This window comes from Pseudomonas protegens CHA0 (assembly GCF_000397205.1).
Lineage (GTDB): Bacteria > Pseudomonadota > Gammaproteobacteria > Pseudomonadales > Pseudomonadaceae > Aquipseudomonas > Aquipseudomonas protegens.
In genome coordinates this window covers 612993-624571 of the sequence record NC_021237.1, presented here as the reverse complement: position 1 = coordinate 624571, position 11579 = coordinate 612993, and the positions used below count along the sequence as shown (strand labels likewise).

Below are 11579 nucleotides of genomic sequence, written 5' to 3'. Positions count from 1 at the left end.
CCGCCGACGCGGCCGACCCCGACGCAAGAAGGAGCCGAGATGTCGCGACCGCTCATTAGAAAGAACCCCAGCAACTTCAAGACCCTGCCCCTGTTCGTCGAAGCGACTCCCGAAGGCTTGAGCTACCAGAGCGTCGGAATGCCGCTGAACTTCGCCCAGACCCTGCAGCGCCGGCGCGCGGTGACGGTGGCCGACAATCAGCGCTTCGCCCTGGAGCTGGCCAACCTCGGAGTCTCGGTGCGCCTGACCCTGCACTGGCAGAACCGCGACTACTGGGTGCTGGTGCGCCAGCGCCGCCAGGATCGCGGCGATGTGGTGCTCAAGCTGATTTCCGGCTATGTCCCGGCTCACGAGCTCAACCTGCCACTGCATACCGCGATCCAGGAAATTGCCGAGGAATGCCTGCTGGAAACCCCCGAAGGCTGGCTCGGTGGGCGCTTCAACGACACCTGGCTGCCCGCGCCCTACGCCGGCGCCCTGCACTATCGCGAGGCCCTGCCCTTTCGCCTGACCCCGCTGTCCGGGGCGGCGCTGCCGGTGCGCTGTGGCAACCTGCAGTTGCTGGAGCGTCCCCGGGCCTATGTGCACCTGCCCACCGCCTCACTGCAGTTGATCTACGACCTGCGCCTGGACGTGCCGAGGGAAGCCAAGTCCCTGAGCCTGTTCCACGTCGACGAGCGCCTGGAGGGCGACCAACTGGTGGCACGGCTGGACCGCAAGCGCCCGGACCTGTACCTGATGCCCCTGGACAACGGCGAGCCCTGCGCCGAGCTCTACACCCTGAAGAAAGACCAGTTGCATCCGGCCAGCACCCGCGGCCTGTACCTGGCGGAAAGCTTCGCCCAGCAGGAAGGCTGGGTGGTGAGTGACGAGCGGATTCGCTGGAAGGACTGGCTCAGGCAGCGGGGCCTGGAGCCACCGCAAAAGGCGTCGAAGCTATCGCGGCTAACCGGCCGGGCCCGGCAGATCCTGCGCAAGATCGTCCCCGGCAACGCCCGGCGCCAGGGCTGAGGCAAAAAAAGGCGCCTGCAACAGGCGCCTTTTTTGCGGACCGCAAGGCCGTTACTCGGCCTTGTCGGTCTTGCGGATCTTCTCGACGATAGCCGTGGTCGAGCTGTTTTCCACAAGCCCCAGCACCTTAACGGTGCCGCCATAGGCACCGACTATATCGGCACCTACAACCTGGTCGATGGAATAGTCACCGCCCTTCACCAGCACGTCCGGCCGAACCTGGGACAGGAGGTTTTCCGGGGTGCCTTCGGGGAAACTGATCACCCAGTCCACCGCCCCCAGCCCCGCCAGCACCGCCATGCGCCGGTCGACACTGTTGATCGGACGGCCAGGGCCCTTGAGGCGGCTGACCGAAGCGTCATCGTTGATCGCCACGATCAACCGGTCGCCCTGGGCTCGCGCCTGTTCCAGGTAGGTCACGTGCCCGGCATGCAGGATGTCAAAGCAGCCGTTGGTGAAGACGATCTTCTCGTTGTGGGCTCGGGCATCATCGATGGCCAGCAACAACTGGTCGAGGCTCAGCACCCCGCGCTCGGAGCCTTCCTCGCGCTGGATCGCCCGGCGCAGTTCGGGAGCACTGATGGCGGCGGTACCCAGCTTGCCAACCACGATGCCGGCCGCCAGATTGGCCAGGCCCACTGCGTGGGGCAGCTCTTCGCCGGCGGCAATGGCGGCCGCCAGGGTGGAGATCACCGTATCCCCGGCACCGGTAACGTCGAACACTTCCCGGGCCCGGGCTGGCAAGTGCATGGCCGGGTGGTCGGGGCGCAACAGGGTCATGCCATGTTCGCCACGGGTCACCAGCAGCGCCCCCAGCTCCAGGTCATGCATCAACTGCGCGCCCTTGCTCACCAGTTCGTGCTCGTCGGCGCAGCCGCCGACGATGGTCTCGAACTCGCTGAGGTTCGGCGTGATCAGGCTGGCGCCGCGGTAGATGGAGAAATCCTTGCCCTTGGGGTCCGCCAGCACCGGAATGCCCCGGGCCCGCGCAGCGGCGATCAGCACTTGGTGATTGCGCAGCGCGCCCTTGCCGTAGTCGGACAACACCAGCACCTTGATCCCGTCGAGCAGGGCATCGACCTCGGCCGCCAGGGCCAGGGCGTCGGTGGCGAAGGGTTCTTCGAAATCGATACGCAACAACTGCTGGTGACGGCTCATGACCCGCAGCTTGACGATGGTCGGCTGGTGCTTGATGCGCTGGAACAGCGCACGCACGCCCGCGCCTTGCAGGCTGTTGGCCAGGCTGTCGGCGGCTTCATCGTCGCCGGTCACGCCCACCAGGGAGGCCGGCGCGCCGAGGGCAGCGATGTTCAGGGCAACGTTGGCGGCACCGCCGGGGCGATCCTCGATTTGCTCGACCTTGACCACCGGCACTGGCGCCTCAGGGGAAATCCGTGAGGTACCACCATGCCAGTAACGGTCGAGCATGACATCGCCGACCACCAAGACGGGGGCTTGATCGAATCGCGGCATGGACAACTTCATGGAGCATCCCACATACAAAATGAACAGGGGCGCGATATTAACACAGGGTTGGCGCCGCCTAGTTCTATGCCTTGAATGGGGCCGACGAAGAATTCTTGCCGCTTATTTACGGGGCAGCAGTTGCAGCAGGCGGCGGATCGCCTCCGGCAGTGCCACGGTCGCCGTGTCGATCTCGCAATCGGCCTGCAACGGCGCTTCATAGGGGCTGTCGAGCCCGGTGAAGTCCTTGATCCGCCCCTCCAGCGCAGCCTGGTACAACCCTTTGGGGTCACGCCGGGCACAGGTGTCAAAAGGTGTACTGACGTACACCTCGATGAATTCCCCCGGGCCGAACAGCGCGCGGGCGGCATCGCGCTCGGCGCGAAACGGCGAGATCGCCGACACTATGACCAGCAGGCCGGCGTCCACCATCAACCGCGCCACCTCGGCCATGCGGCGGATATTCTCCTTGCGCGCCTCGGCCCCCATTCCCAGGTCACTGCACAGGCCACCGCGAACGTTGTCACCGTCGAGGACGAAGGTGTGCATACCCAACTCGTTGAGCCGCAGCTCCAACAGATTGGCCAGGGTCGACTTGCCGGCCCCCGACAATCCGGTCAGCCAAAGACAGCAGGGTTGCTGCTGCTTGAGGGCGGCCCGGGCCTCGGTGGACAACGACAGGCTGTAGGGACGGATTTGCGGGCACTCCAGCGGTACACAGGCAAGCTTATTCATAACCGAGCATCTCGTAGTCGCGTTGATAGACCCGGCGCACCAGGCGCCGGGTGCGTACCGAACAGATATCCCTGACGGGGGTGCTATGGCGCTGCTGGGTGCTGTTGACATGGGGCAGTCGGGTCTGGACCTGCAACTGCTCGCACAGCAGTTGGAAATCTCGCTGCAGGTGCTCCTGATAGCCGACGAAATCCAGGGCCAGGCGGCCCAGGGAATCGGTGAGAAAATCGCTCTGGGCAGCAAAGTGCATCTGCTTGTGGATGGTTTCCGGGTGCAGCCAGCGGCCGATAAAGTCATCGAAGTCGCGGTAATGCCCTACCAGCGCCTGGGCTGCCTGGTCCCGTCGGCCGAGGCGATTGCCCCGCAGGAAAGCGTAGGCCGAGTAGGCGCGCTCCAGGGGGTCGCGCACGAAAGCAAACTTGAAGCTGCTGGAAAAGGCCTGGGGAAACTGCTGCTCGTACCAGTACAACGGCAGGTGCCCGGGCATCCAACCGTCGAACAATGCCGAACAGATGCTGCTGCCCGCGCACTTGGGGACATGAATGAACAGGCAGGAGTGCCGGGAGAAGGCATCAGGAAAGCGCACATTGGCCGACATGGACTTGTTCACCACTTGGCGATCCACCACCGACAGGCGCCCAAGCAGGAAATTGCGCTGGGTCTTGGGTAATAACTTCCACACAAAGCGTTGCAACATTCTGCTACCCACGCGAGAGGGATGGCCCCCTCGATCTGTTCAAAGATTCAGGCGGGAACCATAACAAGCGGGAAACGCAGAATTATTTAGGCTTGGTCAAGACTGTAAGGAAGCGGCTACAAATGATGCCAAGGTGCCTTGCACACCAAGGCCCCGGGGAGCGAGCCGGCTCGCTCCCCGGAACAGGTCAGGCGATTCCGCTGGGCGCGGGCTCTTCCAGGCCCATGGCATGCAACCGCGAGTAGTAGCCGTTCTGTGCCAGCAACTGGGCATGGCTGCCGCGCTCGACAATCCGCCCCTGGTCCATGACCAGGATCAGGTCGGCTTTCTCGATGGTCGACAGGCGGTGGGCAATCACCAGGGTGGTGCGGCCCTTCATGACCTTGTCCAGGGCGGCCTGGATGTGCCGCTCGGATTCGGTATCCAGGGCCGAAGTGGCCTCGTCGAGAATCAGCAGCGGGGCGTTCTTCAGCAAGGCCCGGGCAATCGCCAGGCGCTGGCGCTGGCCACCTGAAAGCAGTACGCCGTTCTCCCCTACCTGGGTATCCAGGCCTTCGGGCAACTGGGCAATGAAGTCCATGGCATAGGCATCGGCGGCGGCCTTCTCGATGTCCTCACGCGGCGCACCGGCCAGGTCACCGTAGGCAATGTTGTTGGCCACGGTGTCACTGAACAGGGTGACGTGCTGGGTAACCTGAGCAATATGCCGACGCAGGTTCAGCAGGCGGAAGTCTTCGACCTCGGTGCCATCCAGAAGAATCTGGCCCTTGTCGTGGTGGTAGAACCGCGGAATCAGGTTGGCCAGAGTCGACTTGCCACTGCCGGAACGCCCCACCAGCGCCACCATTTTCCCGGGCTCGATACTGAAGCTGATGTCATCGAGCACCTGCCGTTCGGTTCCCGGGTAGGTGAAACTCAGGTTGCGCACCTCCAGGTGCCCATTGATGCTGGCGCGCTCGACGGTGCCGCGATCGACCTCAGGTTCGACGTCCAACTGCTCGAAGATGCTCTCCGCACCCGCCACGCCTTTCTGGATCGTTGAGCTGACTTCGGACAGCTGGCGGATCGGCTTGGGCAGCAGACCGGCCATGGTGATATAGGCCACCATTTCACCGGCAGAAGCATCACCGCGCAGATACAGCACCAGGAACATCAGCACCGCCATGGCGCTGTAGATCACCAGTTGCAACAGTGGGGTGTAGATGGCGCCGGTACGGGTCATGCGCAGTTGCTTGTCAGTGTTGCCCTGGCTGGCCGCAAGAAAACGCTGCTGCTCATAGGTCTCGCCGCCAAAGCTGCGAACCACGCGATAGCCCTGGATGGTTTCCGAGGCAACATGGGTCACATCACCCATGGCCACCTGGATCTTCTTGCTCTGCTTGCGGAATTTCTTGCTGGCGGTGCGGACCATGACCGCGATCAGCGGCAGGATGGCGATCATCACCAGGGTCAGGCGCCAGTTCATCCACAACAGCGAGCCGAACAGGAAGATCACGGTCATGCCTTCGCGGATCACCACCTTGATCGCGTCCGTCGCCGCCCCCGTGACCATGGTCACGTTGAAGGTGATACGCGAGATCAGGTGCCCGGAGTTGTGCTTGTCGAAGTAACGGTTGGGCAGGGTCAACAGGTTGTTGAACAGTTGCACCCGCAAATCGTGCACCAGCCCCAGGGATACCTTGGCCAGGAAGTAGTTGCCCAGGTAGGAGCCCAGGCCTTGCCAGGCAGCGATCAGCACGATCAGCAGCGGCACCGCTTGGAGCAACTGCATGTCGCGCAGATAAGGCACACCGGGAAACAGCACCGCCTGAGGGTTGGATAGGCCGTCGACGAAATACTTGAGGATGTAGCCGAGCATGGGCTGAGTCGAAGCGAAGATCAGAAACCCGACGATGCTGATGAGAAACAGACCAATATAGGGCCGCACATAGCCGAGCAGACGGAAGTAGATTTTCAAGCTCGAGGGGCTTGCGTCAGGACTGGAGTCGGTCATATCACGCGAATGTCGTCAAAAAGGAGGCTGACTTTAGCACAGCTTGTTCGCGGTACTGGCACTCCCATAGGCCCGAGATTGTTCAGCTGACCAACGACATCGCCAGCCATAAGTCGTTATGATTGCCAGCTTAACTTCCGGGATGAACGTTCAAGCATGCAACCCAATGCCCTTCACAACACGGCCAATCGAGTATTCGATTTCATTTGCCTGTGGATTCTGCCGATCGGTTATCTACTGCTTCTCTGTGCGATGTTCTTCCTTCCGGGGCGCAGTGGATTGCACAAGCTGTACTACGGACTGTTCAGCATCCCGACGCTGATCGCGCTGTGTACTCGCCCCAGCGAACTGAAAAGCCTTCTGCGCGAACCTGTCTTCATCGCCATGTTGCTGTTCTGCACCTGGGCCATTGTCAGCCTGGCCTGGAGCCCTCTGGTGGACAGCGTGCTGGGGGAAATCAAGACGCCTCTGCACACCCTGATGCTGTTCGCCGGCTGCATGCTACTGGTTCGCTACCGCGGCGAGGTGCTACAGCCGCTGGTCTTTTGTGCTGCGATCGTTGCTCTCATCGCCTCGATCTTCAACCTGTACGTCTTCGTTCGATACCACACCCCCGAACTGCGCATGATCGGTGCGGGCGCCTTTGACAACCCATTGCTGAGCTCCCATGTCTTTGGGTTCTTCTGTGTCTACTGGCTGTGCCTGAGCATGAACTGCCGTCGTTACCAGATACTCTGGCTGAGCGTTCCGGCGTTGGTCATCATGGTCGCCGCGCTGATCGCCACGGGCTCCAGAACGCCTCTGGTGGCATTGACCCTGGCGGCACTGTGGCTGAGCTTCATTAGTTGGAACCGTCGTTCGCTGATGCTGCTGGGCGGCATGCTGGCAGGCGGTATAGCCGTCGTTGCGCTGTTCTCGCAGATGCTTCTGGAACGGGGCAGCTCTTCGCGTTTCGATCTCTGGCGCCTGGCCCTGGAACAGATTGCCAACCACCCATGGATCGGCCACGGCTACAACGCCAGTCTGTCCCTGGACCCCGGCATCGGTTTCCTGCTGCAAGAGCCCCATAACTTCGCCCTGGGCGTGCTCTACTATGTGGGCATCATCGGCCTTCTGCCGTGGCTGTTCATGCAGGCCTGGGCCCTGTTCAAAAGCTGGCAACTGCGGGCCGAACCACTACTGATCCTGGCCTCGACCTGGCTGATGTTCGGCATTGGCGCAGGCCTGACCGAAGGCGGCGGGATTCTCTCTCGCCCCAAAGAGCACTGGTTCCTGCTGTGGATTCCCCTGGCCCTGATCGCTGCCCTGTGTATCAGCCAACGTGCGCGACGCTCACCCAGCCACACGGTCGAGTCGCTCACCCAGGCCGACGCCGACAAGCTGATGGCCAATGCCCGGGTTATCGAAGCCGACGGCCTGGGCCCCAAGGTCCTGCGTCTTGACGACGGCAGCTTCCTCAAGCTGTTTCGCCCTCGCCGCTGGTACACCTCCGGAGGGTTCAACCCCTACTCCACGCGGTTTGCCACCAATAGCGAGCAACTGCGCGAGCTGGGCATCACCACCCCGAAAATCCTCGGACTGTATCGTCTTGCCGACGGCAGCAACGCCGTCCGCTACCAACCGCTACCCGGCCAGACTCTGCGCCAGAGTCTGCAATTGGCAAGCTCTGGCGACGAGCGTTCCAAGTTGATCAAGCGCTTTGGCGCCTTCATGGCCAACCTGCATGAGCAAGGGGTGTATTTCCGCTCACTGCACCTGGCCAATGTGCTGGTACTGGAAAATGGCGAGTTCGGGCTGATCGATCTTGCAGACCTGCGGGTCTACCCCTCATCACTGAGAAAATCGCTGCGCCAGCGCAATGTGCGCCATATGCAGCGCTATGCCGAGGATTGTGGCTGGCTGTTCCTGGAGCACCTGGACGCACTGCAGGCCGGTTACGCCCAGGGCACCTCGATGCCCCTGGCCACCGGACTGTTGAAGCAGCTACCGGCGAATGACCTGCACCAGGTGGCTCGCTGATCCCTGCGCACGCACCTGTTCCATGACAGCTACACAGGGCTGCCTGGAACAGGTTCGGAAGGGATTAAACAGCGAGCGGTCAGGCTGAGCGCTGCCGGGCGTAGGCCAGGAAGCCGTCAATATCATCGCTGCAGAGCTTGTCGGCCAACCCGTGCAACTCAGCCTCCGGCCAGTCCCACCAGGCACTCTGCAAGAGTTGCTGGCGCTGCTCCTCGGGAAAGCGCCAGCGCAGGAAACGCGCCGGGTTGCCACCGACCACCGCATAAGGCTCGACGTCCTTGGTGACCAGCGCTCCCGCCGCGACAATCGCACCATGGCCAATGGTCACACCGGATAACAGCGTGCTGTTGGAACACAGCCACACATCACTGCCCACCCGGACGTCGCCATTGGTCCCGGCGTAGCCACTGATGTGCGCGGCCTGAGGCAGCATGGCCGGGAAGGGATAAGTGGTGACCCAATCCGCTCGGTGGTGGCCACCGAGGAATATCTGCACCCCTTCGGCAATCGAGCAGTACGCCCCGATGCTCAGGGTCGAGCCCTCCTGCCAGTCATGCACCTCGGGCAAGCCATAGCTGCCACGCCCGATGCTGTAACCTGGATATCTCTGCTGGAAACGCACCACGCCGCGCTCGATTTTCGGCAGCTTGCGGATCGCACGCTTGGCGCGCTTCTCCAGAAAACGTTGAATCCAGCCCATGCTCCGGCGTCTCTTCAGTCTTTTTCCAGTGGAGAAAAATAAAGGCGGCCCAATCCACGCCAGGTTTTCTTGTTCCAGGCCTTGAACGGAATCTGTGCCAGCAGCTCGCGTGCCAGTTTGCGATCCCGATTGGAGACTTTGAGGAACATCGAACTGAGGAACTTGTAGCGCACCTCGTCATACAGCGGGTGGTCGCTGAACAGGGCGTAGGAACGCAGGATGTTGTCGATCATGAACCTGTGGTTCTTGTAGGAGTTGGTGGCGTGCTTGCGATACCGCGCCATCAACACGTTCAAGCCATCGATGAAATAGCCGGCCCGGGTGATCTTCAACTCGATCAGCAGGTCTTCAAGACGGATATTCGGATCGAAACCGCCGACCTTTTCCAGGGCCTCACGACGAATCATCAGGGTCGGAGCCGGTGGATAGGGCTTGCGCTCAAGGAACATGTCGTCGAAGTCCAGGCGCCGGAACGGCACGTCACGGCGCTGGCGCTTCTCGGGAAACAGGTTGCCATCGCTGTCGATCAGCTCGATATTGCCCGCGCAGATCCCCACCTCAGGCTTGCCATCCATGTAGGCCACCTGAGTCGCAATGCGCTCGGGCAGCATGATGTCGTCGGAGCCGAAAGGCACGATCAGGCTGCCCCTGGACCGTGCAATGGCACCATTGAGAGTGTTGGTCAGGCCCTGATTCTGCTGGACCCGGAAGTCGAAGCCATGCTGCTCCTGCAGGCGCCGGATACGCTCGACACTGTCATCGCTGGAACCGTCATCCACCACCAGCAGCTCGATGTTCGGATAGGTCTGGTTGAGCACACTGAGAATGCTTTGCTCAATGTAGGGCGCGTGGTTGTAGGAGGCGATAATCACCGTCACCACAGGTTGCTGGTCTGCCATTACTGCCTCTTGCCCGCTTGACTCAAGCCGGAGTCGATCAATTGCCGGTACTCCTCGCGGAACACCTCGATATCGTGTTCTTTCTGCAGATAGGCATAGGCCTGCTGGCCCTTGGCGGCCAGTTCCTCGTCGGACAGCCCGAGATAGGCATCCAGCGCGGTGACCAGCGCCGATACATTGGCCGGCTCCACGGCCAGGCCGCCAGCCCCCTCGATCAGGGGCAGCATGGCCGGCACGTTCGAGGCAATCACCGGCAACTGTCCGCTCATGCCTTCAAGCAAGGCCAGGCCCAGCCCCTCGGCCAGCGATGGCATGGTCCAGATATCGAAGGCCCGCACGTATTGCAGGGCGTTCTCCTTGAACCCCAGCAGGTGAGCCCGGCCCTGCAGCCCCAGGCGCTCGATTTCAGCACGCAGATTGGCTTCCTCGCGACCGGCACCAATGATTGCCAACTGAGTTTTCGGGTACTTGTCCTTGAGTTGAGCAAAGGCCTGCAGCAGATAGGTATGACCCTTGACCGGCACCAGGCGGCCCAAGGCACCAATCAGCCGCACATCGGGGGCCAGCCCCAGCAACTCTCGGGAGCGCTCGCGGGAATGCTGCAAGGCCTCTGCCTGTTCAATGTCGATGGCGTTGGTGATCGCCCAGGTGTTCTGGTCGGTGAAACCGCATTGGCAATCGAGCAGGTACTGCTTGACGGCCGGGGACACACCGACAAAGCGCCAATGCCGATCGATCAGACGCTGGGTCTGGCGGCGCCGGTAAAGCCGGTCGTACTCACCAAAACCGTGGGAAATTCCGATGCACAACGGCACCTTCAACCAGCGGTTGAGGGTCAGCATCATGTTCACCGGCTTGAAGCGATTGCAGATCACCACATCGAACTGTTCCTTGCGGCAGAACTGATACAGCCGCCACATGGCCCGCAGGCGCATGCCCTTGAGGGATTTGTCGGAAAACTCGAAATACACCGAATGCGCGGCGCGACTCACCGGATCGTTCGGCCCGGGGCGCCCCCGCAGGAACGCTGCGGTGACTTCGTAACGCTCAGCCGGCAAGGCCTTGACGATCTGCTCGGCGAGATCGGCGAAGTCGTGGGATTTGACGTTGTAGTCCGGCTGCAACTGCAGGACCTTGAAGCGCTGACTCATAACTATCCCCGGTGAAAACCTGCGGCATCGATGATCCAGGACGGCTCACTGGCCAGGGCTTGGAGCGACTGCGCATCCTGCTCCGGCAACTGCGACCACTCATTGCGCTTCCAGCACACAAAGTGGAAGTACGGGAAACTGCGGTCGCCGTCGCGGTCATTGGTCAGATGCCCATCCTTCCAGTACCAGCGCGTCGGAAAATCACGGCTGCCGTCATGCCACTTGATGACTCCGCCCGGCGTGCTGAAGGCCTCGGTGAACTCACTGCGGCGGCGCCATGGATTGAACTTGCCCACCAGCTTGAACAGCGGTTCCGGGAAGTTCTTGCGCCAGAGGAAAATCCGACTGAACGCCCCTTCATCCAGTGCGTGATGCTGCTGGTCGGTAAAGCGCGTCTGCCAATCCTTGATCTGCCTGAACAACTCAAGCTTACGTGCAGTATTGCGTATCAGGCACAAGTGCCCGGCGACGCGCCGTTCATGGGTGGAGAACAGGTCATACCCCGCCAGGCGATCCGCAGTGAAATAGGCCCGCAGGTCACCGTAGACCAGGTCGATATCGCCGAAGGCCCAGAAGTCGTAGCCCTCCAGACGATCAATATGGATGTACCCCATTGCCGGCCTGATATCACAGAGCTTGTAGGCCGCATTGGGCGCAAAGTCGATCTCCAGGCGCCGGGATACCAAAGCGCAGTACTCAGCAAAGCTCATGCTTTCTAGCTTGACGTTCGGCGGCAGATTGTCCGGGGTCCCGCAGTCGCTGAAAAAGAGCCAGTCTATATCCGGATTCCGGCGGCAGCTTTCGAGAAAAAACGGCATCCAGAATGGCCAACGCCCGAAGTAGGGCATGAGAAACAAGATTCGCGGGCGAGGATTGATCACAAAGGACTCACTGTCGGATTGGGGCTACA

General features: G+C 61.6%; 10 protein-coding genes. 2 read left to right on the top strand and 8 right to left on the bottom strand.

The features are described 5' to 3' along the window. The first annotated feature begins 39 nt into the window (after window positions 1–39). Window positions 40–1011 carry a hypothetical protein gene (locus PFLCHA0_RS02690; RefSeq protein WP_011058904.1) on the top strand — a complete coding sequence of 324 codons (972 nt, stop codon included), beginning with the start codon at window positions 40–42 and terminating at the stop codon, window positions 1009–1011. Between the two features lie 51 nt (window positions 1012–1062). Here PFLCHA0_RS02690 and hldE read toward each other — a convergent pair whose 3' ends face one another. From hldE to msbA, 4 genes are all read right to left on the bottom strand, one after another. After that, entirely contained in the window at window positions 1063–2496 is a 1434-nt protein-coding gene (gene hldE / locus PFLCHA0_RS02685) for a bifunctional D-glycero-beta-D-manno-heptose-7-phosphate kinase/D-glycero-beta-D-manno-heptose 1-phosphate adenylyltransferase HldE (RefSeq protein WP_011058903.1), read from the bottom strand. Window positions 2497–2598: 102 nt separating this feature from the next. Continuing rightward, window positions 2599–3210: an adenylyl-sulfate kinase gene (gene cysC / locus PFLCHA0_RS02680; RefSeq protein ID WP_015633919.1), complete on the bottom strand. Its 612-nt coding sequence runs from the start codon at window positions 3208–3210 to the stop codon at window positions 2599–2601. Next, the gene (locus PFLCHA0_RS02675; RefSeq protein ID WP_015633918.1) at window positions 3203–3907 is read right to left on the bottom strand and encodes a sulfotransferase family 2 domain-containing protein; all 705 of its coding nucleotides are present in this window, start codon (window positions 3905–3907) and stop codon (window positions 3203–3205) included. Before PFLCHA0_RS02675 ends, cysC begins: the two co-directional genes overlap by 8 nt. A gap of 187 nt (window positions 3908–4094) precedes the next feature. Beyond that, complete coding sequence (gene msbA, locus PFLCHA0_RS02670) at window positions 4095–5900, bottom strand: lipid A export permease/ATP-binding protein MsbA (RefSeq protein ID WP_011058900.1); 1806 nt, start codon at window positions 5898–5900, stop codon at window positions 4095–4097. Window positions 5901–6056: 156 nt separating this feature from the next. Between msbA and PFLCHA0_RS02665 the strand changes: the two genes are divergently transcribed. Continuing rightward, window positions 6057–7919: an O-antigen ligase family protein gene (locus tag PFLCHA0_RS02665; RefSeq protein WP_015633917.1), complete on the top strand. Its 1863-nt coding sequence runs from the start codon at window positions 6057–6059 to the stop codon at window positions 7917–7919. A 79-nt stretch (window positions 7920–7998) separates the two neighbouring features. On the opposite strand, the gene PFLCHA0_RS02660 is transcribed toward PFLCHA0_RS02665, so the two are convergent. From PFLCHA0_RS02660 to PFLCHA0_RS02645, 4 genes are read right to left on the bottom strand one after another with little or no spacing between them, the layout of a single operon-like run. Beyond that, window positions 7999–8619, bottom strand: coding sequence for a CatB-related O-acetyltransferase (locus PFLCHA0_RS02660; protein WP_011058898.1), 621 nt, complete (start codon window positions 8617–8619; stop codon window positions 7999–8001). 14 nt (window positions 8620–8633) lie between these two features. Beyond that, window positions 8634–9518: a glycosyltransferase gene (locus tag PFLCHA0_RS02655; RefSeq protein ID WP_015633916.1), complete on the bottom strand. Its 885-nt coding sequence runs from the start codon at window positions 9516–9518 to the stop codon at window positions 8634–8636. Continuing rightward, complete coding sequence (locus tag PFLCHA0_RS02650; RefSeq protein WP_015633915.1) at window positions 9518–10669, bottom strand: glycosyltransferase; 1152 nt, start codon at window positions 10667–10669, stop codon at window positions 9518–9520. The genes PFLCHA0_RS02655 and PFLCHA0_RS02650 overlap by 1 nt, the downstream gene beginning before the upstream one ends. A gap of 2 nt (window positions 10670–10671) precedes the next feature. Continuing rightward, on the bottom strand, window positions 10672–11550 hold the full coding sequence (locus tag PFLCHA0_RS02645; RefSeq protein ID WP_019093035.1) for a DUF6625 family protein: 879 nt from the start codon (window positions 11548–11550) through the stop codon (window positions 10672–10674). Between the last annotated feature and the right edge of the window lie 29 nt (window positions 11551–11579).

What these genes read in the sequence shown, in the direction of transcription:
- PFLCHA0_RS02690 (WP_011058904.1), top strand. Translation starts at nt 40, where the DNA reads ATGTCGCGACCGCTCATTAGAAAGAACCCCAGCAACTTCAAGACCCTG.
- hldE (WP_011058903.1), bottom strand. Translation starts at nt 2,496, where the DNA reads ATGAAGTTGTCCATGCCGCGATTCGATCAAGCCCCCGTCTTGGTGGTC.
- cysC (WP_015633919.1), bottom strand. Translation starts at nt 3,210, where the DNA reads ATGAATAAGCTTGCCTGTGTACCGCTGGAGTGCCCGCAAATCCGTCCC.
- PFLCHA0_RS02675 (WP_015633918.1), bottom strand. Translation starts at nt 3,907, where the DNA reads ATGTTGCAACGCTTTGTGTGGAAGTTATTACCCAAGACCCAGCGCAAT.
- msbA (WP_011058900.1), bottom strand. Translation starts at nt 5,900, where the DNA reads ATGACCGACTCCAGTCCTGACGCAAGCCCCTCGAGCTTGAAAATCTAC.
- PFLCHA0_RS02665 (WP_015633917.1), top strand. Translation starts at nt 6,057, where the DNA reads ATGCAACCCAATGCCCTTCACAACACGGCCAATCGAGTATTCGATTTC.
- PFLCHA0_RS02660 (WP_011058898.1), bottom strand. Translation starts at nt 8,619, where the DNA reads ATGGGCTGGATTCAACGTTTTCTGGAGAAGCGCGCCAAGCGTGCGATC.
- PFLCHA0_RS02655 (WP_015633916.1), bottom strand. Translation starts at nt 9,518, where the DNA reads ATGGCAGACCAGCAACCTGTGGTGACGGTGATTATCGCCTCCTACAAC.
- PFLCHA0_RS02650 (WP_015633915.1), bottom strand. Translation starts at nt 10,669, where the DNA reads ATGAGTCAGCGCTTCAAGGTCCTGCAGTTGCAGCCGGACTACAACGTC.